22 protein-coding genes and 1 pseudogene are annotated in these 22,008 nt (G+C 65.5%); 9 read left to right on the top strand and 14 right to left on the bottom strand.

Going from position 1 to position 22,008, the window contains the following annotated elements; genetic code table 11:
- Nucleotides 1–8 precede the first annotated feature (8 nt).
- From dgoD to PRN20_RS20960, 8 genes are all read left to right on the top strand, one after another.
- Entirely contained in the window at nt 9–1,184 is a 1,176-nt protein-coding gene (gene dgoD, locus PRN20_RS20995) for a galactonate dehydratase (protein WP_273959589.1), read from the top strand.
- A gap of 638 nt (nt 1,185–1,822) precedes the next feature.
- On the top strand, nt 1,823–4,120 hold the full coding sequence (locus tag PRN20_RS20990; RefSeq protein WP_273959588.1) for a Tex family protein: 2,298 nt from the start codon (nt 1,823–1,825) through the stop codon (nt 4,118–4,120).
- 248 nt (nt 4,121–4,368) lie between these two features.
- Nucleotides 4,369–5,325 carry a LysR family transcriptional regulator gene (locus tag PRN20_RS20985; protein WP_273959587.1) on the top strand — a complete coding sequence of 319 codons (957 nt, stop codon included), beginning with the start codon at nt 4,369–4,371 and terminating at the stop codon, nt 5,323–5,325.
- Between the two features lie 131 nt (nt 5,326–5,456).
- Nucleotides 5,457–6,488, top strand: coding sequence for an extracellular solute-binding protein (locus PRN20_RS20980; protein WP_273959586.1), 1,032 nt, complete (start codon nt 5,457–5,459; stop codon nt 6,486–6,488).
- A 31-nt stretch (nt 6,489–6,519) separates the two neighbouring features.
- Nucleotides 6,520–7,386, top strand: a complete 867-nt coding sequence (locus tag PRN20_RS20975) for an ABC transporter permease (protein ID WP_273959585.1) — start codon at nt 6,520–6,522, stop codon at nt 7,384–7,386.
- Entirely contained in the window at nt 7,383–8,174 is a 792-nt protein-coding gene (locus PRN20_RS20970) for an ABC transporter permease (protein ID WP_273959584.1), read from the top strand. The genes PRN20_RS20975 and PRN20_RS20970 overlap by 4 nt, the downstream gene beginning before the upstream one ends.
- Nucleotides 8,174–9,259, top strand: coding sequence for an ABC transporter ATP-binding protein (locus tag PRN20_RS20965; RefSeq protein ID WP_273959583.1), 1,086 nt, complete (start codon nt 8,174–8,176; stop codon nt 9,257–9,259). Before PRN20_RS20970 ends, PRN20_RS20965 begins: the two co-directional genes overlap by 1 nt.
- A gap of 15 nt (nt 9,260–9,274) precedes the next feature.
- Nucleotides 9,275–10,045, top strand: a complete 771-nt coding sequence (locus PRN20_RS20960; RefSeq protein WP_273959582.1) for a 5-formyltetrahydrofolate cyclo-ligase — start codon at nt 9,275–9,277, stop codon at nt 10,043–10,045.
- A 62-nt stretch (nt 10,046–10,107) separates the two neighbouring features.
- On the opposite strand, the pseudogene PRN20_RS20955 reads toward PRN20_RS20960, so the two are convergent.
- The 13 genes and pseudogenes from PRN20_RS20955 to dctP form a co-directional block, all read right to left on the bottom strand.
- Nucleotides 10,108–10,273 (bottom strand): annotated as a pseudogene (locus PRN20_RS20955) (alpha-hydroxy-acid oxidizing protein); the annotation flags it as partial.
- 368 nt (nt 10,274–10,641) lie between these two features.
- Nucleotides 10,642–11,685: a 3-carboxy-cis,cis-muconate cycloisomerase gene (locus tag PRN20_RS20950; RefSeq protein WP_273959581.1), complete on the bottom strand. Its 1,044-nt coding sequence runs from the start codon at nt 11,683–11,685 to the stop codon at nt 10,642–10,644.
- Nucleotides 11,685–12,890, bottom strand: a complete 1,206-nt coding sequence (gene pcaF / locus PRN20_RS20945; protein WP_273959580.1) for a 3-oxoadipyl-CoA thiolase — start codon at nt 12,888–12,890, stop codon at nt 11,685–11,687. The genes PRN20_RS20950 and pcaF overlap by 1 nt, the downstream gene beginning before the upstream one ends.
- 1 nt (nt 12,891) lies before the next feature.
- On the bottom strand, nt 12,892–13,563 hold the full coding sequence (locus PRN20_RS20940; RefSeq protein ID WP_273959579.1) for a 3-oxoacid CoA-transferase subunit B: 672 nt from the start codon (nt 13,561–13,563) through the stop codon (nt 12,892–12,894).
- Nucleotides 13,560–14,282: a 3-oxoacid CoA-transferase subunit A gene (locus PRN20_RS20935; RefSeq protein ID WP_273959578.1), complete on the bottom strand. Its 723-nt coding sequence runs from the start codon at nt 14,280–14,282 to the stop codon at nt 13,560–13,562. Before PRN20_RS20935 ends, PRN20_RS20940 begins: the two co-directional genes overlap by 4 nt.
- 8 nt (nt 14,283–14,290) lie before the next feature.
- Nucleotides 14,291–14,872, bottom strand: coding sequence for a protocatechuate 3,4-dioxygenase subunit alpha (gene pcaG / locus PRN20_RS20930; RefSeq protein WP_273959577.1), 582 nt, complete (start codon nt 14,870–14,872; stop codon nt 14,291–14,293).
- A complete protein-coding gene (pcaH, locus tag PRN20_RS20925; RefSeq protein WP_273959576.1) occupies nt 14,872–15,618 on the bottom strand; it encodes a protocatechuate 3,4-dioxygenase subunit beta in 747 nt (248 codons plus the stop codon). Before pcaH ends, pcaG begins: the two co-directional genes overlap by 1 nt.
- The gene (gene pcaC / locus PRN20_RS20920) at nt 15,615–15,986 is read right to left on the bottom strand and encodes a 4-carboxymuconolactone decarboxylase (RefSeq protein WP_443112597.1); all 372 of its coding nucleotides are present in this window, start codon (nt 15,984–15,986) and stop codon (nt 15,615–15,617) included. Before pcaC ends, pcaH begins: the two co-directional genes overlap by 4 nt.
- A complete protein-coding gene (gene pcaD, locus PRN20_RS20915) occupies nt 15,979–16,773 on the bottom strand; it encodes a 3-oxoadipate enol-lactonase (RefSeq protein ID WP_273959574.1) in 795 nt (264 codons plus the stop codon). Before pcaD ends, pcaC begins: the two co-directional genes overlap by 8 nt.
- A 1-nt stretch (nt 16,774) precedes the next feature.
- On the bottom strand, nt 16,775–17,206 hold the full coding sequence (locus PRN20_RS20910; RefSeq protein ID WP_273959573.1) for a type II 3-dehydroquinate dehydratase: 432 nt from the start codon (nt 17,204–17,206) through the stop codon (nt 16,775–16,777).
- Entirely contained in the window at nt 17,203–18,513 is a 1,311-nt protein-coding gene (locus tag PRN20_RS20905; RefSeq protein WP_273959572.1) for a TRAP transporter large permease, read from the bottom strand. The genes PRN20_RS20910 and PRN20_RS20905 overlap by 4 nt, the downstream gene beginning before the upstream one ends.
- Before the next feature lie 2 nt (nt 18,514–18,515).
- Entirely contained in the window at nt 18,516–19,034 is a 519-nt protein-coding gene (locus PRN20_RS20900; RefSeq protein WP_273959571.1) for a TRAP transporter small permease, read from the bottom strand.
- Between the two features lie 60 nt (nt 19,035–19,094).
- Nucleotides 19,095–20,084: a TRAP transporter substrate-binding protein DctP gene (dctP, locus tag PRN20_RS20895; protein ID WP_273959570.1), complete on the bottom strand. Its 990-nt coding sequence runs from the start codon at nt 20,082–20,084 to the stop codon at nt 19,095–19,097.
- 221 nt (nt 20,085–20,305) lie between these two features.
- On the opposite strand from dctP, the gene PRN20_RS20890 reads away from it, so the two are divergent.
- On the top strand, nt 20,306–20,983 hold the full coding sequence (locus PRN20_RS20890) for a GntR family transcriptional regulator (RefSeq protein ID WP_443112602.1): 678 nt from the start codon (nt 20,306–20,308) through the stop codon (nt 20,981–20,983).
- Between the two features lie 3 nt (nt 20,984–20,986).
- On the opposite strand, the gene PRN20_RS20885 is transcribed toward PRN20_RS20890, so the two are convergent.
- Complete coding sequence (locus PRN20_RS20885; protein ID WP_337956274.1) at nt 20,987–21,907, bottom strand: shikimate dehydrogenase; 921 nt, start codon at nt 21,905–21,907, stop codon at nt 20,987–20,989.
- Nucleotides 21,908–22,008 lie beyond the last annotated feature (101 nt).

Below are 22,008 nucleotides of genomic sequence, written 5' to 3'. Positions count from 1 at the left end.
AACCAGCCGTGAAGATCACCGGCATCGAAACCGTCGTCGTCAACGCCGTGCACCGCAACTGGATTTTCGTCAAAGTGCTGACCGACCAGCCCGGCCTGTGGGGCTGGGGCGAGGCAACGCTGGAGTGGAAGACCCGGGCGGTCAAGGGCACCATCGACGACCTGGCGCCCTTCCTCATCGGGCAGGATCCGATGCGGATCGAGCACCTGGTCAACACGATGACGCGCTTCAGCTTCTGGCCGCTGGGCTCGATCGGCCTCACCGCCGTCTCGGGCATCGAGCACGCGCTGTGGGACATCAAGGGCAAGGCGCTCGGGGTGCCGGTGTGGCAGCTGCTCGGTGGCCGGGTGCGCGACAAGGTGCGGGTCTACACGCATTTGCGGCGCGGTGACGCTTCGGCTCGGGTACCCAATACCGACATTTCCCGCTTCTGCGACGCGGTGCAGGAGACGGTGGAGATGGGTTACGACGCCATCAAGCTCGGCTTCGTTCCCTACACCGGATACGACGCCCCCCTCCCCGCCGTCCGCCACGTCGAGAAGCTCGCCGCGGCGGTGCGCGAACGCGTCGGCGACGGCGTCGAGATCATGACCGATTTCCATGGCCGCCCGGATTCCCTCGATGCCGCCATCGCCTACATCAAGGCCATCGAGCCGATAAAGCCGCTGTTCTGCGAGGAAGTGATCCAGCCCGGCGATACTGCGGGAATGGCCGACATCGCGCGGCGCGTCGATTGCCCGTTGGCCACGGGGGAGCGCCTGTTCACGCCGCGCGAGTTCCTCGAAGTCGCCCAGACCCGCGCCGTCGCCTATATCCAGCCTGACCTCGCGCACTGCATGGGCTTTACCGGTGGCCGCAAGATCGCCGCCATTGCCGAAGCGGCACACATGGGTGTCTGCCCGCACAACCCGATGGGCCCGGTCGCCGGCGCCGTCGCCCTGCAGTTCGACGCCGCGACCACCAACTTCGTCATCCAGGAGGAAGCCGTCGGCATCGTGCCTTGGTTCGAGGAGATCTGCTCGACCTATCCGCTGAACCTGGTGAACGGCGCGTGGGCAATCCCCGACGGACCCGGCCTCGGCATCGAAATCGACGAGCGCGCCGCAGCCCGGCACCCGTTCGCGCCGGAGATCATCCCGGCCACGGAATCCGTACTGGCGGATGGCCGCATCGCCAACTGGTAGACGGGGCGCCGCGGCTGGGCACGAAGTAGGCGATCGAGTGAAATCCGCTATGTGCCGCAGGGGCCTACAGTCGCCGTCGAGTGGCGCGAGCAGTCAGACGACCTCCAGTCCCGCGGCCGCGAATGGCATTCAGCCGGAAGCAACTACTAGTTGTCGCCGGATGGCCTGCGGGTGGTGCGCTAGGACAGCTAGCTAGTGCAGGGTACTCCGCGGGAGGGTGCCAAGACGACCACCTGCGGGCCTAGATCACTTAGCCGCTCACCGCTGCCAGTCGTCACCTACCAAGATATCCTGATAAACCACCGCGAAACCGGCATCGTCAAAACCGGTCATTCCCACGCCCACGCCCCTAGCGCTACCCGCCGAGCTTGGTGCGCCTTTTGCGGCAAGTCGGTCGCACAGCCGACCTTGAGGCTACCCGGATCCTCATCCGACAACGTACCGTCTCAGACCGGGGACTCTGCCACTTCAGCTGTTCGAGTTCGGCGGACCGCGCTTGACCGCCGAGCCGCTCTGGCGCATCTGCCAGCTGGCCGCGCTTGTGGTCGCCCTGACAACTGAGGAAATCGCCCTGCGCTGGAAGTGCCCTCCGGCCCGGGGGGCGACCTTGGTCGTTCCAGCCGAACAGGAAGTGGCTCATGTCCCAACTCGACACCCGTATTGCCGCCCAGATCGCCACCGAAGTCACAGCCCGCCCCGAGCAGGTGCGCGCTGCGGTGGAACTGCTCGACGGCGGCGCAACGGTGCCGTTTATCGCGCGCTACCGCAAGGAAGTGACGGGCGGCCTTGATGACACCCAGTTGCGGCTGCTGGCGGAGCGGCTGACCTATCTGCGCGAGCTGGAGACCAGACGCGCTGCGATCCTCAAATCCATCGACGAACAGGGCAAGCTCACCCCCGCGCTCACTGCCTCCATCACGGGCGCCGCTACCAAGGCCGAGCTCGAAGACCTCTACCTGCCGTTCAAGCCCAAGCGCCGCACCAAGGCCGAAATCGCCCGCGAGCGCGGCCTGGGCCCGCTGGCCGAAGCCATCCTTGCCAATCGCAGCGCCGACCCCACTCTGCTCGCCGAGGGGTACATCACCGAAGAGGTCGCCGGAACCAAGGAAGCGCTTGAGGGCGCCCGCGACATCGTCACAGAGGGCCTGTCGGAAAACGCAGCCCTGCTCGGCCAGCTCCGTACCTATATGCGCGACAAGGCCATGCTCAGCGCCAAGGTGCTCAAGGGCAAGGAAGAGGCTGGCGCCAAGTTCTCCGACTACTTCGACCATTCCGAACGCTGGAACAAGGTGGCTGGCCACCGCGCCCTCGCCATGATGCGCGGCCGCGACGAAGACTTCCTCAGCCTCGATATCGAGGTGGATGCCGACGTCACTGATCCGATCAAGCCAGCCGAGCGCTTCGTCGCTGGCGCACTCGATGTCCAGGGCAATGGCGCGGGCGACAAATGGCTCCGCGAAGTGGTCGGCTGGGCCTGGCGAACGCGCCTCCGCATCTCGCTCTCCATCGACCTGATGGTCGAGCTGCGCGAGCGCGCCGAAGTCGAAGCCATCGGCGTCTTCGCCCGCAATCTCAAGGACCTGCTGCTGGCCGCCCCCGCCGGTGCCCGCGCCACCATGGGCATCGACCCCGGAATACGCACCGGCTGCAAGATCGCGGTCATCGACGCCACCGGCAAGGTGCTCGATACCGAAACCATCTACCCCTTCCCGCCCCGCAACGACGTGATGGGCTCGCAGGCCGCCATCCAGGCGCTGATCAAGAAGCACGGCGTGCAACTCATCGCCATCGGCAACGGCACCGGCAGCCGCGAGACCGAGAAGCTGGTCGCCGACCTCATCGAGCGCCTGCCCGCGCCCAAGCCGACCAAGGTCATCGTCTCCGAGGCCGGCGCATCGGTCTATTCGGCGTCCGAGCTGGCGGCGGCCGAGTTCCCCAATCTCGACGTATCACTGCGTGGGGCTGTCTCCATCGCCCGCCGTTTGCAGGACCCCCTTGCTGAACTCGTCAAGATCGAGCCCAAGGCGATCGGCGTTGGCCAGTATCAGCACGATGTCGACCAGTACCGTCTCGGCCGCTCGCTCGACGCCGTGGTCGAAGACGCAGTGAACGCCGTGGGCGTGGATCTCAACACCGCGTCCGCCCCCCTCCTCGCGCGCATCTCGGGTCTTGGCCCGTCCGTCGCCGAAGCCATCGTCGCCCACCGCGACGCCAACGGCCCGTTCCGCTCCCGCAAGGCCTTGCTCGAGGTGCCCCGCCTGGGCCAACGCACCTTCGAGCAGAGCGCCGGGTTCCTGCGCATCACCGACGGCACCGAGCCGCTCGATGCGTCCTCGGTTCACCCTGAAGCCTATGGCGTGGCCCGCAAGATCGTCGCCGCCTGTGGCCGCGATCTGCGCACCATCATGGGCGACAAATCGGCCCTGTCAGGCCTCGATCCGAAGCGCTTCGTCGATGAGCGCTTCGGCCTGCCGACGGTGCGCGACATCCTCTCCGAACTGGAAAAGCCCGGCCGCGACCCCCGCCCCGCCTTCAAGACCGCGACATTTGCCGAAGGCGTCGACGATATCAAACACCTCAAGCCCGGCATGATGCTGGAAGGCACCGTCACGAATGTCGCCGCCTTTGGTGCGTTCGTCGACATCGGCGTGCATCAGGACGGGCTGGTGCACGTCTCCCAACTGGCCGACAAATTTGTCAAGGACCCCCACGAGGTCGTCAAGGCGGGTGACGTGGTCAAGGTTCGCGTCGTGGAAGTGGACGTGCCGCGCAAGCGCATCGGCCTCACCATGCGCAAGGAAACCGACACCACCGCCCCGCGCGAACGCCCCCGCGACCAGCCCCTCCGCGCCAACCAGCGCTCGCCCCAGGAAGCGCCCCGCAGCACCGGCTCACTGGGCGACATGCTCAACGAAGCCATGCGCAAGAAGAAGTAGCGCCTGTTGGCGTGCCAGCAGCCCGCTTGGCCGACGCAAGCACAGCGAAATGGCACCAGTTCTGGATCTGAGGGGCACGAAGGTCGGTCTGTACCGTCTCGCGCTTTGCCGCCATCATGCGGCTATGCAGAGAAGTTTCAATCAGAGCCTGCCTGGTAGGCGTTTCGTCGCCGTGGGCCCGGAGGGCGCCCACTCCGACTGCCCGAGGCGGACGAGACCAGGCGCGGTAGTGGTAGTCTGTAGTGACTATGAATAGCCGCTCCAATTTCTTTGGCCTAAGCCTGCGCGAGCTAGACATTCTGCGTCGCCTGTTGACGGAGCGTAGTGTTTCGGGGGTGGCCGCGCAGCTTGGTCAGAGCCAGCCATCGGTCAGCGCCATCCTGCGCCGTCTGCGCGACATTTTCGGCGACCCGCTCCTGGTGCGCTCGGGGCAGAAGATGGTTCTTACCGATAAGGGCATGCTCGTCTCGACCCAGGTCGAGGAACTCATGAACCGCTTCGTCGAGTTGCTCGAGTCTGACGAGACATTTGATCCGGCCACGTCCGAGCGGACAATTCGAATTGCGGCCGCCACGTCATTCGAGTTTTTTCTCGTGCCCCACCTCATCGCCGAACTGCACAAGGTTGCGCCGCGCTGCAGGTTGGAGCTGTTCGTGCCGACGATGCAAAGCGGCGTGGAGACGGAGCGCGAGACGGGTGGTCTCGATGCAATTATCGGCAACTGGCCAGTGCCGCCGCCGCATCTGAAGCATATGCCGCTTGCGAACTCGGAGCTCGCATGCCTCGTCTGTGCTTCCCATCCCCTGCCCGCCGGCACGCAGCTGACGCTCGAGGATTATGTGAGGCTGAGCCACATCTCCCCCTCGTCCCCGCAGGATCTCTCCATCCGCCCGATCGAGGGCATGCTGGTGCGTTTGGGGCTTGAACGTCGCGTGGTAGTGTCGGTACCTGACTACTCGATCATTCCGCAGCTGTTGCCCGGAACGCACCACGCCTTCACCGTGGGGCGCCGCTATGCAGAGCACGCGGCGCGGGGCGGCAAGCTCAAGGTCCTGCTGATGCCGGATGAGCTCAAGGTAATGTCCTTCTACCTGCTCTGGCATGAGAGATCGCAGTCCAGCCGCTATCATCGCTGGCTGCGCGAGACCATCCGCCGTCTGGTCCGGGAGCGGGACGTACTGGCGGTTCCAGTCACCGCCCCATAAGGGCGCGGTTATGACTCCTATACGAGAAGGGCACCTGTCCCTGCGTTTGTGCCATGCCTAGTCTCCTCGCAACGTGCCTTTGCGAGTGGGCACGGGAACAGCATGACAACGATCAACACAGCAGGGAATCCATGAAACGCATTGCTTGTTACGCGGCTTTGACCGCCGTGAGCCTTTTCCCGTGCCTGCCAGCCCTTGCGCAGGACTACTCGGGTCGCACTCTCGTCGTCGGCACCTGGGGCGGCGATATCGAACGGCTGCTCCGGGAGCATGTCGCCGGCCCCCTCGAGGCCATGACTGGTGCCAAGGTTGAGTTTCTGCTCGGCGGCAGCGGTGACCGCATGTCCAAGATGGTTGCAGAGCGCAACAATCCCACCATGGATGTGACCTTCCAGAACATCTATGAGGCGCCCGCCGCCCTGAAGGAGGGTCTGGTTGTCGCCCCAGATGCCGCTTTGGTGCCGACGGCCGCCGACGTCTGGGCCGGCATGAACGATGGTTGCTATGCCATGAGCCTGGTTGGCCTCGGCATTGCCTATAGCAAGGCTCTGTTCCCTGAAGCGCCCGAATGGGCCGATCTGTGGAAAGAAGAATTCAAGGGCAAGATGGCCTATGCCCCGTATCCCAGCTCGGAAGGCGACGGGATGCTGGCCGTTGCCGCCCGTATCGCTGGCGTCAGCGAACGCGATCCGGACGCCACTTTTGCCAAGCTGGCGGAACTGGGTGCGCCCGTGCTCAGCTACAGCAGCCTCGACGAGGTCTTCACGCTCATGGATGCCGGCGAAATCGCCGCCGCGCCGATGATTTCGGGCTACGTCCTGTCAAATCTGGAAAACTATGAAGGCATCGGCTTCGTGTTCCCCAAGTCGCCGGGACCGGTGCTGGTGCGTGACATGGTCTGCCAGGTGGCCAACAGCCCTGAGCCTGAACTGGCCCAGATGTTTATCGACCTTGCACTCAGCGTTGAGACCCAGACGGCCTATGCCAAGGAACTCAATTTCGGTCCCACCAACTCCAAGGTTGAGCTGACCGAAGCAGAAGCCGATCGCGTGATCAATACCCCGGAAGAAGTGACAAGCCTGCTTCAGCTGGATTGGCCCTACGTCATCGAGCAGCGTTCCGACTGGACCGATCGCTGGAACAAGCAAATCCTTGGTCAGTAATCACGCCGGCCTGAACTAGGGATCTAGTGCATTGAAACAGACACCGGACATCAAGCCGATCGCAACGGCGCTGCTCGTTGCACCAGCGGCCATCCTGATGTTCGGTGTCTTCGTCTTGCCGTTTCTGTTTTTGGTTGTGCTCAGCTTTTGGAGCCAGGTTCCCGGCTCTCTCGGCCTGGACCCCACCTTCACACTGGCAAACTACGCTCGCATCATCAGCGACAGCTATTATCTGGGCGGCTTGTGGACCACCCTCTGGCTGAGCGGGCTGGTGACGCTGCTCTGTCTCGTTCTCGCCCTGCCGCTGGCGCGCTGGATAGTGCTGCACGCCAAACGGACCAAAGGCCTGCTCATCGGACTTTGCATCCTGCCGCTGGTCTGTGGCGCGCTGCTCCCGACCCTTGGTCTGGTCAATCTCTTGAGCCCGCTGGGCTTCATCAATGGCGCGCTCAAATCCATGGGGCTTATCAAGACCAGCCTGCCGCTGCTCGGTAATATCGCTGGGGTCAGCATCGGATTGATCCAGGCCTTCCTGCCGCTGATGATCCTGCCCCTCATCAGCACCAACGAGCGCATTCCGCACGACTACGAGAAGGCGGCCATGTCGCTGGGTGCAACCCGCCTTGTGGCGTGGCGCCGCGTGCTGTTGCCGCTGATGTTGCCGGGCATTGTGGCTGGCAGCCTTCTGGTGTTCTGCGCATCGCTGACCGCGTTTGTTACCCCCCAAATTCTGGGTCAGGGCAAGGTAGTGACCTTTGCTTCGCTGGCCTATCAGCAGGCCGCAATGGTGTTGGACTGGCCGTTCGCGTCGGCTCTCGGCATGGTCATGCTGCTGTTCCTGGCGTTGGCAGGGATCCTGGGAGCGCTGGTTTCCCGCGGTCTTGGGAGAAGCTCATGACGTCCCGCTTTGGCAAGGCAATGCTGCTGGCCGCCGTCGTGGCTACCCTGCTCTTCCTGTTGGCGCCCATTCTGGTGCTGATCCTTTCGGCATTCGACAGCGGCAACGTCTTCCGTTTTCCACCACGGGTCCTGTCGTTCCGCTGGTTCGAAACAGCGCTCAACCATTCCGAATATCGCAGCAGTCTGTGGATCAGCACGGTGCTCGGCCTGATCTCCACTGTGATCGCGGTGGGGCTGGCCAGTCTTGCCGCCTTCGGGCTGGTGCGCGGCAAGCCATCCTACCGTCTTGCCATGGAGGTGCTGCTGCTGGCGCCGCTGACCCTGCCGCTGGTGGTCTGGGCTATCGCGCTGCTGTCGATCTATGCGCAACTGGGCATCAACGGCACGCTGCCGGGCCTGATCCTCGCCCATGTCACCATCACCATGCCGTTCGCGACGCGCATCATGATCGCCGCGTTCGACGAGATCGATCCCAACCTCGAGGCCGCCGCCAAGAGCTTGGGCGCGTCACCTTGGCAGGTGGTTCGCCGCATCACTCTGCCACTGGCTCGGCCAGGCCTGCTGTCCAGCATGGCGATCGCCTTTCTCGTCTCGTTCAACGACGTCGTCGTAACGACGCTGATTGCCGGCGCCGGCTGGATCACCTTCCCCGTCCGCACCTTCTCCCGGCTTCGCACCGAGGGTATCGACCCGACGACCATTGCCATTGGCGCCATGATCGTCGCCTTCACAATTCTGGTGATCGTCCTCGGACAACGCCTCTTCCAGCTTTCAAGGCGCTTCTGATGACCGGATCTCCCTATCTTCGCATCCGCTCCGTGCAAAAGAGCTACAAGGGGTCCGTGGCGCTGCACGATATCGACCTCGATGTCGAACAGGGCGCGTTCGTTTCCCTGCTTGGGCCGAGCGGCTGCGGCAAGTCGACCTTGCTGCAGATCCTTGCCGGCCTCCTGGAACCCGATCGTGGTCAGATCCAGCTCGACGGCGCGGACATCACCAATCTGCCGCCGTGGCGGCGCAATATCGGGCTGGTATTCCAGAACTACGCTCTGTTTCCTCACCTCAGCATTCGCCAGAATGTGCGCTTTGGCCTCGACATGCTGGGCATGGGGCGCGTTGAGGCTGAAAAACGCGTTGACGAGTCGCTGGAGATGGTCGGGCTCGATCCATCGCTGAGCCGACGCCCGGGCGAGCTTTCCGGTGGCCAACAGCAGCGTGTGGCAATTGCTCGGGCCATTGCGATCCGGCCCCGGCTGCTGCTGATGGATGAACCCCTGTCCAACCTCGATGCGGTACTGCGCCACAAGGTGCGCCTCGAACTGCGCGAACTGCATGACCGCACCGGCATCACCACGATCATGGTCACCCATGATCAAGCCGAGGCTCTGGCCACATCAGATCGCATCGCGGTGATGCAGAGCGGCCGGATTCTGCAATATGAAGCCCCCGAAACCCTCTATGGCGCCCCCGCGACGGCATTCATCGCCGGCTTCGTGGGCAGCCCGCCGGCAAACCTGTTACCCCTCACGGCAAGCGGGCCAGACAACTGGACCCTGGCTGATGGTCAGGTCTGGCAGCCCGCGGCAGTCCTCGCGCCAAAAGCCAACGGCGCGCAGTCCGGCAGGGCCTGCCTGATCGCCTTGCGGCCGGAGACCCTCACCATCGGCACGTCGGGTGACGGCGGCCTGCCGGCGCGCGTCGCTGCGGTCGAATTCAACGGTGGTGATCGTCTGGTCCATGCCGAAACCGGCGGCACGCGGATCACGGTTCGCATCGCCGCCAGCCAGGCCATCGCCAGCCCCGACATTCTGCTTTTCCCGCCGCAACAGGCGCCCGTGTTGTTTGACGCGACGACCGGCACGCGGCTCTGAACTTCCAAGAGATTGATGGAGATCGTCATGACTGACCGAGGTCGTTGGGCAGGACGCAACCCTGCCAAGGACGAACTGCGCAACGCCATCTGGGATCAACTCGTCGCTGACGGGGTGGCGATCGGCCCGGCGCGGAGCCACATCCCAAACTTTACCGGCGCAGATACGGCCGCCTGGCACATGGTACAGATACCTGCCTGGCGGACGGCCAAAGCCGTGAAGGTCAACCCCGATTCAGCTCAATACTCGCTGCGGCTGCGCGCCTTGTATGAGGGCAAGACGCTTTACTGCCCGGTTCCGGAGCTGGTGCAGAAGGCTCCCTATGTCCGGATCGATCCCGACCAGCTCAGGGACAAGGGCATATCGTACGAACTGGCGGCGAGCCACCAGGGTTACATGCACTATGGCGAGCGGATCGAGTTTACCGACATTCCCGAACTCGACTTCTGCGTGTTCGGCTCGGTCGCCGTGACGCGGCGGGGCGCGAGAACCGGCAAAGGCGGCGGATTTGCAGACCTGGAGGCCGGCGTGCTGAACGAACTGGGTCGCATAAGGCCCGATACGCCGCTCGTCACCAGCGTGCATTCGAGCCAGATCGTGCCCGACGGGGACATTGTCATGATGGATTTCGATTGCTGGATGGACTACGTCGCCACCGAGACAGAGCTGATCGCCACGACCAGCACGCACCCCCGCCCCAAGGGCATTTCTTGGGACCATGTCCAGCCTGACCAGTTCGACTCGATCCCCTTCCTGCGCGAGCTGCAGCCCAAAGCGAAGCCGTAGCTAGCATGATAGGCAGTTGAAAGAGGGCAAGCGCCATCTGACAATCATGCTGCCCTAGTTCGCACTATGGCCGGCAGCGCTGCGATGGTGGATGGTGCACCGTCGAGCTGGCGGCCGCCATGATTGGAGAGAGCATTGGCGCCGGTCTGATGGCCCTTGACCACGAATGCGACGCACGTCGTCCCAGTTCAGACTGGGATCGAACTGAGCATCGGTCCACTCCGCCAAGCGACACTCGGCTGCGCGAAAGCATCGCGCTTGCCATCCGCTCGCTTGACTACCGGCAGACAGTCGACATTGCGGTGAGTGAGCACGAGGCCATCTACCAAGGCATCCTTGATCGGTCATCGGCGAGGGCCGCTGAAACCATGCGTCTTCACCAATGCCTCGCGCCGGCTCGGTCTGTAGTAGAAGCTGCAAGTGACGCTGCGCCGTTGGGGCAGACCCAAGGATGTCCCCAACCTCATCTGCTTCCCGTCGTCCGACCTCGCCTCGTACATCACCGGCACCATGGTCGATGTCTCTGGCGGCAGTTCGCCACGCAGATGCCCCGGGTTGCCCACCGCGAACCGTAGGCGAACGCCAATGGGTCGCCACTAAGCTCGATCGCCCATCCTGGTGACACCGGAGAGAAGTCCGGTGGCGTGCTGCAGGGCGGCACCGGTGACGATGACGAGGGGCGGCAAGGTCAGCCACTCGAGCGTCCATGCGGCGCCGGAGCGCTCGTTCTCGTGCACCACGGCGTGGTGGAGCGTGCCGGCAAGTCCGGCCGCATGGCGCGACAGGGCGACCAGCAGTTCCGCGCGCACGGGGTTCGCCTTGTGCGGCATGGCCGACGAGGAGCCACCTTCCGCGAGGGCGATCGCACCGACCTCCGTCTGGGCCAGCAGCGCGACGTCCGCTCCGATCTTGCCGAGCGAACCGGTGAGGGCTGCAAGCCGGCTGCCGAACATGACGATCGGATCGCGCGTCGAATGCCAGGGCGTAGCGAGGCCGAGATCGAGCAGTGCAGCCAGCCCGCGAGCCACTTCCTCCCGCTTGCCCGAGAAGCTGCTGCCATCTCCCACAGGGCCGCCGAGCTGAACCACCAGCAGTTCGGGACGCAGGTTTGACAGTGCGCTGCGATGGCGCGCCAGCGGGTCCGACCAGCTCCTCAGCTTGTCGGCAACGGTGAAGGGCAGAGCCGACTGCATGCGCGTATGGGCCATGAGCGCCCGGCCGCCATATCGGTCGACGAGCCCGGAGAGCACCGCTTCGAGCGCGGTGATGCGCTCGAGAAGCACCGGGATGACGCGGGCGAGTTGCAGCATGAGCGCAGTGTCCACCACGTCCTGACTGGTGGCGCCCAGGTGGAGTGCAGACGCATGCGGCTCGCCCAGGGCCGCACGCAGCTGGCGTACAAGGGCCGGGACGATCACGCCGTCGCGCCGCATACCGGCAGCAAGATCGTCCCAGTCGGGTTCGAAGCTTGAAATGGATTTGGCGATCGCGGCCGCGGCGACCGGACTGACGAGGCCGGCATCGGCCTCGGCCTCGGCCAGCGCGACCTCGAAGCGGAGCATGGCGGCCAGTTGCGCCGAGTCGCCGAGCAGCAGCTCGATCTCCGCATCGCCCGCCAGTTCGCTCAGCAGCGGACGCATCACACGGCCTCGAGTGCGATGGCGATGCCCTGCCCCACACCGATGCACATGGTCGCCAGTGCGCGCCGTTTGCCGGTGATCTGCAGTTCGAGAGCCGCCGTCCCTGCGATGCGGGCGCCGCTCATGCCGAGCGGATGGCCCAAGGCAATGGCCCCGCCGTTGGGGTTCACATGCGCAGCATCGTCGGCGATGCCCAGTTCGCGCAGAACCGCGAGACTCTGGCTGGCAAAGGCCTCGTTGAGTTCGATGACATCGAGTTCGGCAGGCGACCACCCGAGGCGGGCACAGAGCTTTTGTGTTGCGGGCACCGGACCCATGCCCATGATTCGCGGGGGCACTCCAGCCGCGGCACCGCCGGCGATCCGCGCCATCGGGGTCAGGTCGTAGCGCGCCGCCGCTGCCTCCGAGGCGACGATCAGCGCCGCGGCGCCGTCGTTTACCCCGGAGGCATTGCCGGCCGTCACGGAGCCCCCCTCGCGGAACGGCGTCGGCAATCTGGCAAGAGCTTCGAGCGTGGTATCGGCCCGCGGGTGCTCGTCGGTGTCGATGACGACAGGGTCGCCCTTCCGGCGCGGAATGCTCACCGGCACAATCTCGCGGGCGAAGCGGCCGCTCTGTTGCGCGGCAGCGGCGCGCTGCTGCGAACGGAGGGCGAAGGCGTCCTGGTCGGCACGGCTCACAGAGAAATCGGCGGCGACGTTCTCGCCCGTCTCGGGCATGGAATCGACGCCGTAGAGCTGCTTCATCAGCGGGTTGATGAAGCGCCAGCCGATGGTGGTGTCGTAGATCTCGGCATTGCGCGAGAAAGCCGTTTCGGCCTTGGGCAGGACGAACGGGGCGCGGCTCATCGACTCGGTGCCGCCGGCGATGACGAGGTCGGCCTCGCCGGCCCTGATGGCACGGGCGGCGGTGAGCACCGCATCCATGCCCGAGCCGCAGAGGCGGTTGATGGTGGTGCCGGATATGGTCTCTGCCAATCCGGCGAGCAGCAGGCTCATGCGGGCGACGTTGCGGTTGTCCTCGCCGGCCTGATTGGCGCAACCGAAGATGACGTCGTCGACGGCCCCCCAGTCGACCTTTGGATGCTCTGCCACCAGCGCGCGCAGCGGGATGGCACCCAGATCGTCGGGGCGGACGGAAGCGAGTGCGCCGCCGAAGCGGCCGATCGGGGTACGCCGGTAGGCGCAGATAAAGGCGTCGGCCATCTCAGACCTCCGGAGCGACGAGGTCGCCGACCGTAGCAGGAATGACGAGCCGGGCCCCCGTCAGGCCCTGCAGCTCATCGACGCTGATGCCGGGGAGCTTTTCGCGCAGCACAAAGTGCCGGTCCTCGATGTCGAGCACGGCGAGGCTGGTATAGACGCGCGTGACGCAGCCGACACCGGTGAGTGGCAGGCTGCAGCGCTCGACCAGCTTGGGCCTGCCGTCCTTGGTGACGTGGTCGGTGATGACCGCGACCCGTTTGGCACCGTGGACGAGATCCATCGCGCCACCGACGGCCGGCACGCCCCTGGGGCCGGTCGACCAGTTGGCCAGATCGCCGGTCTCGGCCACCTCGTAGGTGCCGAGGATGGCGACGTCGAGATGGCCGCCGCGCACCATGGCGAAGCTGTCCGCGTGGTGGAAGAATGCGGCACCGGGCTTCAGCGTAATGGCTTTCTTGCCGGCGTTGATGAGGTCCCAATCCTCCTCGCCCTCGGGTGGGCTTTCGCCGAAGTTGAGGACGCCGTTCTCGGTGTGGAAGATGGCATGGCGGCCGGGCGGCTGGAACTTGGCCACGAGTTCGGGAAAGCCGATGCCGAGGTTGACATAGGCGCCGTCCTCGATGTCCTGCGCCGCGCGCCAGGCGATCTGGGCATTGGAAAGCCTGGTGCTCATGCGTAGGCGACTCCGTCGCGCATCAGGGCCTCCTCCTGTTGCGGATCGGCGACCTCGACGATGCGATCGACGAAGATGCCGGGCGTGATGACGTGCTCGGGGTCTATCTCGCCGGGAGCGACGATGCGGCTGGCTTGCACGATGGTGAGCTTCGCCGCTGCCGCCATCAGTGGTGAGAAATTGCGGGCCGCCTTGCGGTACGTGAGGTTGCCCAGAAGATCGGCAAGCTCGGCCTTGATCAGCGCGGCATCGGCCTTGAGCCAGCGCTCCTGCACGTAGTGCCGCCCCTCGAACTCGGCGATGGGCTTGCCGGCGGCCAGGTCGGTACCATAGCTCGTGGGGGTGTAGAAGGCGGGGATACCGGAGCCGCCGGCGCGGATTCGCTCGGCGAGCGTGCCCTGTGGCACCAGCTCGAGACCGATCTCGCCACCGAGATACTTCTCGGTGAAGGCGCGGGGATCGGCCGAGCGCGGGAAGGAGCAGATCATCTTTTCCACCATGCCAGCGTCGATCATGGCGGCGATGCCGACGCGGCCATTGCCGGCATTGTTGTTGATGATGGTCAGCCGGCCGGGGCTGCCGGTGGCCTTGAACTGGTCGATCAGCGCGTGGATCAGTTCGATCGGCGCACCGGATCCACCGAAGCCGCCGACCATAAGGCTCATGCCATCGGTGATGCCGGCAACGGCGGCAGCGAGGTCGGGAACGGTCTTGTCCATGCGCTGTCCTAGATGTCGAAGAACACGGTTTCGCCCTCGCCCTGCAGGCGAATATCGAGCGTGTACGTGGCGCGTCCCGCCACCTCGGTTCGCTTCGCGACCAGCGTCGTCCGGCGGCGCGGGTCGATGATGCGGTTCAGCACGAAGTCGGAGGCGTTGGCGGTGGCTTCATCGTCGAAGTAGAGCCGAGTGTGCAGCCCGACATTGATGCCTCGCGCGACGATCCACAGCGTCAGATGCGGCGCCATTGGTTTGCCATCGGGGCCGGCGACGCGGCCCGGCTTGACGGTCTCAAAGCGGAAGCTGCCATCGGCGCCGCATGCGGTCCGGCCCCAGCCGGCATTGTGCCGCCCGTCGGCGTCGGCCTGCCAGAGCTCGACCACCGCATCACCCACCGGCGCCGCCGAACCATCGAAGATGCGGCCGATGATGTTGATCGGCTGACCGGTGCCCGCGGCGATCGGCCCGGAGCCGAGGTCGGGCACGTTCGGCCCGGAGATGCCCTCGAGGCTTGGCGTGAGCCCGATATGCACATAGGGGCCGGCAGTCTGCGACGGGCTCTCCCTCAGCGGCGGCAGGCGGTTGAGCATCAGTTTCCCTCCGGCCGGTTCTCGAACAGCGTCGAACGCCGTCCACGCAGCACTATGTCGAAGCGATAGGCCAGCGCGTCCATGGGCGTCGTGTTGTGGCGATCCAGCCTTGCGATCAACTGCTCCACCGCGGCGCGATCGGGAATCGAGAGCGCGATCGGATCCTGCCAGATCATCGGGTCGCCCTCGAAATACATCTGGGTGATCAGCCGCTGCGCGAAAGCATGGCCGAACACGGAGAAGTGGATGTGCGCCGGCCGCCAGTCATTGCCGCCATTGGGCCAGGGATAGGCGCCGGGCTTGATGGTGCGGAAGTGGTAGTAGCCGTTGTCGTCGGTGATCGCGCGGCCGCAGCCGCCGAAGTTCGGATCGAGCGCCGCGAGATAGCCCTCGCGCTTGTGGCGGTAGCGCCCACCGGCATTGGCCTGCCAGAACTCGACGAGCGTGCCGCGCACCGGCCGGGCATTCTCGTCCAGCACCTGCCCGTAAACGATCATCCTCTGGCCGATGGCCTCGCCGCCATCCTGGCTGAAGTTGCGGATCAGGTCGTTGTCGAGTGGGTTGAGGATGCCGTGGCCGAAGGTCGGGCCGGTGAGCTCGGATCTGGTCTGGCCGAGCGACAGCAAGGCGTGCCGGGGCGCGCGCAGCGTCGTGCTCTTGTAGCCGGGCGTATTGGCCGGCGGATGCCAGGCGCGGTCGCGCGGGTAGAGCGAGCCCTCCTCGCCATAGGGTGGGACGATGGTCATTGCCGCGCCTCCAGTTCCTTCCTCGCGACCCTGAAGGCACGGTTGGCGGCGGGCACTCCAGCGTAGACCGCGACGTGCAGCAGCGCCTCCCTGATGTCGTCGGGGCTGGCGCCGGTGTTCGCCGTCGCGCGGACGTGCATGGCCAACTCCTCGTCGTGTCCGAGAGCGGCGAGCAGCGCGATGGTGATCAGCGAGCGCTCGCGGCGGGTGAGACCTGGGCGCGACCACACCGAGCCCCAGGCACCCTCGGTGATGAAGGCCTGGAAGTCGGCGTCGAATGCGGTCTTCGCCGCCTCGGCGCGATCGACATGGGCGTTGCCGAGCACCGCGCGGCGCGTAGCCATGCCGTCTTCGAAATGGTCAGCCATGCGCAGCCTCCTCGACATGCCTGCGTATCAGCCGGGCGAGATCCGTCGGCCGGTCGATGGACGGGATGTGCCCTGCCCCGGCGATGAGCTCGAAACGTGCGCCCGGTATGCGGTCGGCGGTGGCGCGAACGAGATCGGGAGGGGTCGACTGGTCCTCGGCGCCGACGACCATGAGCGTCGGGACGGCGATATCGGCGACGGCGGCGGTGAGGTCGGCATCGCGCAGGGCGGCGCAGGTTCCGGCATAGCCCTCCACCGACGAGCGTAGCAGCAGGTTGCGCCAGCCGGCCATCTCGACGTCGCGACCGGTGCGGATGGAATGGGGGAACCAGCGGAGGAGGACGGCGTCGGCGATCGCCGCCATGCCGCCCCGGCGGATCGCATCGATGCGGGCGTTCCAGGTCGCTAAGTCACCGATCCTTGCGGCGGTGTCGCAGAGGACCACACTCGCCAGCCGCTCCGGATGATCGATGGCGAAACGCATGGCGACCATGCCGCCCACCGAGACTCCGGCCAGCACGAAGTGATCGAGGCCGAGGTGGTCGACCAGTTCCAGCAGGTCGCGCGACAGGTCGGCGATCGCGTAAGGAGCCGGCGGCACCGACGAGAGCCCGTGCCCGCGCTTGTCGTAGGTGATGGCACGGTGGTCCGTTGCTAGTTGCTCGACCACGCCATCCCAGATGCACAGGTCGGTGCCGAGCGAGTTGACGAATACGAGCGCAGGTGCGTCGCGCGGGCCGGTATCGCGATAGTGGACGAGGCCGAAGCTCGAGGCCGCGAAGGCCATCTCAGGCTGCCAGCCGCGCCAGCATGGCGCGCACCGCGATCGGATAGCCGGCGGCACCGAACCCGGCCATCACCGAGGTCGCGACCATCGAGACGTAGGAGCGATGGTAGATCGGCTCGCGCCGGTGGATGTTCGAGATATGGAGCTCGATGATCGGGCCGGGAAACATCTTCAGCGCATCGAGCAGCGCCAGCGAGGTGAAGGTGAAGGCGGCCGGGTTGATGATGATCCCCGCCCCTTCGTCGATCGCCTCGTGCACGAGTTCGATCAGCCTCTCCTCGCTGTTGGTCTGGTGGAACGCCACCGGATGCGCGCCCGCCACGTCGCGGCACATGGCCTCGACCTCGGCCAGCGTGGTGGTGCCGTAGATCTCGGGTTCGCGCTTGCCCAGCCGGTTCAGGTTGGGGCCGTTGAGGATGTAGATCGGCTTCATGGCACGACACTCGGGCTGACGTAGCCGAACATCTTGGGCAGCCAGAGCACCGTGTCGGGCACGAAGGTGAAGACGAACAGCGCGACGAGCAGGCCGACGAGGAACGGCGCCACGTCGCGCACCAGCGCCCGCATCGGCGTGCCGGCTATTCGCGTCATGATGAAGAGCAGCAGTCCATAGGGCGGCGTGATCAGCCCGAGCATGATGTTGACCACGACGACCACGCCGAAATGCACCATGTCGATGCCGAGCGCCTGCGCGGTCGGGATCAGCACCGGCACGATGACGAGGAGGATGGTCGTTCCTTCAAGGACGCACCCGATCAGCAGCAGCAGGATGTTGACCGCGATCAGGAACGTCACCGGATCGAGGTCCCAGGCGAGCAGTGTCGCGCTGATGGTGCGCGGGATGTTCTCGATGGTCACGACGTAGTTGAACACCAGCGCACCGGCGATCAGCATGCCGATCGACGCCGTGGTCTTGGCGCTGAGCAGCACCGAGCGATAGAGGTCGGGCGCCTTTACGGCGCGATAGACGACCACCGACACGATCAGCGCATAGAACGCGGCAACGGCCGCGGCTTCCGTCGGCGTGGTGATGCCGCCATAGATGCCGAACATCAGCACCGCCGGCATGAGCAGCACCGGCAGCGCGTCCCAGGTCATCTTCGGGAGCCGGCGCAGCGGCACGGGCTCTTCGACGGGAAAGTTCTTCAGCCGCGCCGTCACCGCGACCTGCAGCATCATCACGCCGGCCATCAGCAGGCCCGGCACGACGCCGCCGAGGAACAGGTAGCCGATCGAGGTATCGGCGACGAGCGCGTAGAGCACCATCGGGATCGAGGGTGGGATGATCGGCCCGATCACCGCCGTCGCGGCGGTCAGCGCGGCGGCGTAGCTCGGGGTGTACTTGCCGTCCTTGGTCATCATGTACTGCATCATCTTGCCCGAGCCGGCGGCGTCGGCGATGGCCGAACCGCTCATGCCGGCGAAGACGATCGATTGCAGGATGTTGACCTGGGCCAGCCCGCCGCGGAAGCGCCCGACGACGGCGTTGCACCAGTTGAGCAGCCGCTCCGACAGGGACCCCGAATTCATGATCTCGGCGGCGAGGATGAACAGTGGCACGGCCAGCATGATGTAGTTTGTGTACATGCCGTTGAGCAGCTGCTCGGCGACGATGCCCATGTCCTGCCCGCGCATCAGCAGGTAGAGGATGGAGCCGGTGATCATGGACACGCCCATGGGCAGGCCCATGAAGGCGAGCACGGTGATGAGCCCGAGCGAGAGGGCGAAGGCCAGCGACACGGCTAGAACCCCGACTTGATCTTGGTGACGTCGATTTCTTCAGCCGGCCTGCCCCAGATGGCGTGGTAGCCGAGCCAGAGCTGACGGACGATCACGGCGACGGCGAACAGGCCGTAGATCGAGTAGAGCCAGTCGAAGCGGATCTTGAGGTAGGCGGTGCGCTCCACCTTCATGAACCCGATATAGTCGAGCACGGCCGGCAGCGAGATCGTGAAGAAGAACACGACGGTCGCCGCGCATACGACCACCATAATGCGCCGCGTCCGCTCGCTCACCGTCGCATAGAGCAGATCGAAGCGGATCTCCTCGTACTCGCGCACGACGAAGGCGGTGCCGAACAGCACCAGCCAGACCCACATGATGACGGAGATCTCGTGCGTCCAGCCGATGGGAAAGTTGAGCAGGTAGCGGAAGACGATCTGGATGATGAAGACGACGAACATGGTCGCCAGCATCGCGGCGAGCAGGTTCTCTGCACGCGCATGCAGCCACGCGCCGATCTGCTGAAGGCGTGAAGACATCGTCCCTCCCCCGCGGTCTATGGTCAGGCGGCACCACTCGGCGCCGCCTGCACTGGGAGCTTAAAGCGCGTTGATCTTGTCGAGCACCCCCTCGGGCCAGCTCTTGGCGAGCTCGGACTCGAGGTAGAGCTTCTGCGCATTGGCGCGGAAGGAAGCGACATCGGGCTCGTAGATGTTGAGGCCGTCGGCCTTGAACTTCTCGAGCAGCTCGGCCTCGCGGGCAACGTGCTTGTCCTGGCTGAAGTCGATGGCCGCCGTGGCGGCCGCCTGCAGCGCCTCCTGGTCGGCGGGCGCCAGCTTGTCCCAGGCGGCCTTGGAGATGACCAGCAGGTCGTAGCCCACGAGGTGCGAGGTCAGGACGATCTGGTCCATCACTTCGTAGAACTTCATGTTCTCGACGTTGGGCAGCGGGTTGTCCTGGCCGTCGATGGCGCCGGTCTGCAGCCCCGTGTAGACCTCGGCATAGGCCATCGGCGTCGGGTTGGCGCCGAGCGCGGTGCCGAGGAACTGCCAGGCGTCACCACCCGGCATGCGCAGCTTGATGCCCGCCATGTCGGCCGGGGTCTTGATGGCCTTGTCGCCGCGAAGGCCGACCTGGCGGATACCGAAATAGGTGGGCCCGAGAATGCGGATGCCGAGCTGGTCCTCGGCCATCTTCTTGAACTCGGCTCCGACTTCACTGTCAAAGAAGGCACGGAGGTGGGCCGCATCCCGGAACAGGTAGCCCGAGGTCAGTACCGACCAGGCCGGAATCTGGTTCGAGACGTCCTGCGGGGCGATATTGCCCATCTCCAGGTTGCCGCGCTGCAGCGCGACGAGCTCGGTGCCCTGCTTGAACAGGTTGCCGCCATAGTAGGGCTCGAGGGTCGCGAAGCCGGCGACGCCCTCGCCGAACTGCTTCATCATCTCGGCGCGGATGTCCTGCTCCGAGAACACGGCCGAGAAGCGCAGCACCGGCTTGTCCTGCGCGAAGGCAGGCACGAACGAGGTGGCCGCGAGCAGCGCCACCGCGCCGAACAGGGTGGCCCGCCGCTTGATACGGAAATCCATGTCATCCTCCACATTGGGCCCCTCGGCCCCATGAGCCCGCATGGCGGGCACTCCCTCGCCTTCCCGGATCTTGCCGTCCGCCAAGGCCCGCTCACTTTGTACGAAACGGTTCGTACATGTCAATCGACGGCAACGGCGTTTCGACTGGTCTTCTTCGATCGCAGAGTGGACACGAACTCCCTACTCCGTCAATATGACGTTTATCCGATAATCCTGATTTAATCCGACAGATGACCGAGAGCACCAGCGACACCATTGGCGAGAGCACCTTCCGCACCATCCGCGGCGAGATCATCCACGGCGTGCTCCGCCCCGGCGACCGGCTGACGCTCGACAGGCTGAAGCAGCGTTACGAGGTCGGCGTCGGAACACTACGCGAGGTCCTGACCCGGCTCGCCAGCGAATCCTTCGTCGTGGCCGAAGGACAGCGCGGGTTCGAGGTGGCGCCGGCGACGCTATCGGACCTGAGGGAACTGGGCGCACTGCGGCTCCTGCTCGAGAGCCACGCGCTCGGGCTGTCGCTCGGGAACGGCGACCTCGAATGGGAGGGGCGTGTCGTTGCCGCCCACCACAAGCTGGCCGCCATCGAGAAACGCCTGCTGGCCGGCGAGAGCAACCGGACACCGGAGTGGATCCTCTACGACCGCAGTTTCCACGAGGCTCTGATCTCGGCCTGCGGCTCGCGCTCGCTCATGGCCCTGCACACCACGGTGTTCGATCGCTTCGTGCGCTATCACATGCTGGCCGGCAGCTTTCGCGGGCAGCCGGTGGCCGACGATCACCTAGCCCTGCTGCAGGCGGCCCTCGCCCGCGATGCCGGGACGGCCCAGCGGCTCCTCGAGGCGCACGTGAACAAGGGCATCGACCACATCACCGCCTCGGGGACGATCACCGGCTGAGGGTCAGGCCGCGGTGCGGAAGTGCTCGGTCATCGCGGCGCGGTCGGGTGGAATGCCGGTGAAGAGCTCGAAGGCCTTCACAGCTTGGTAGACGGCCATTCCGGTGCCGGCGAGGGTTCGGCAGCCCAGCGCACCTGCCCGGCGCAGCAGTGGGGTTTCGGGCGGGAAGTAGATGATCTCGGCGATCCAGTGGTCCGGCCGCAGCATGGCCTCGTCGAACGGCAGGCCGGGGAACTTGTCCATGCCGACGGGCGTGGTGTTGACGATGCCGGACGCCTGCCCCAGCGCCCGCACCACATCCGGTTCGGTCAGGACGGAGACGGCGAAGCGCTCCGAAAGGCGTTCGGCGAGTTGCCGCGCCCTGGCGATGTCGGTCTCGCAGAGCGTCAGTTGCTTCACGCCCAGCGAAAGCAGCGCATGCCCCACGGCTGCCCCTGCTCCGCCTGCCCCGAACTGCACGACAGTGTCGAGGTCGACCCCGGCGAGCCCCTCGCGAAAGCTCTCGGCAAAGCCCCAGCAGTCGGTGTTGTGGCCGGTGCGCCGGCCGCGCGACAGCACCACCGTGTTGACCGCGCCGATGGCGGCGGCTTCCGGCGCCAGGTCATCGAGCAGCGGCAGAATGGCCTGCTTGAATGGAAAGGTGACGTTGAGGCCGGCAAAGCCGAGCGCCTCGGCAGTTTCGATGATCGCGGCGAGATCGGAATCGGCGAGACCCAGCGTATCGAAATCGATCAGCAGGTAGGCGTAGTCCAGCCCGATCCGGCCGCCCTCCAGCTCGTGCATGCGCGGCGTTCGCGAAGCCTGGATGCCGCGGCCGACGAGTCCCACGACGAGCTTGCGCTCCAGTCCGGCGACATCCTTCCGGCGCGCCGCAACCGCTCCGGCAAGGTACCGGCGGGCGGACTCGACACTGGCTGCAGTCACGATCGTCTCCAAGCCGCCACGAACGAACCCTGCACAACCGGCGGCGTCTCTTGTCATTCGCCCCAGCCCGCCGATAATGGTCGCGTCACGTACGCATACAT

This window comes from Devosia sp. ZB163, from assembly GCF_028613635.1.
Taxonomy (GTDB): domain Bacteria; phylum Pseudomonadota; class Alphaproteobacteria; order Rhizobiales; family Devosiaceae; genus Devosia_A.
Note: the sequence above shows the minus strand (reverse complement) of the source record. Positions and strands in the feature narration are given on the sequence as shown.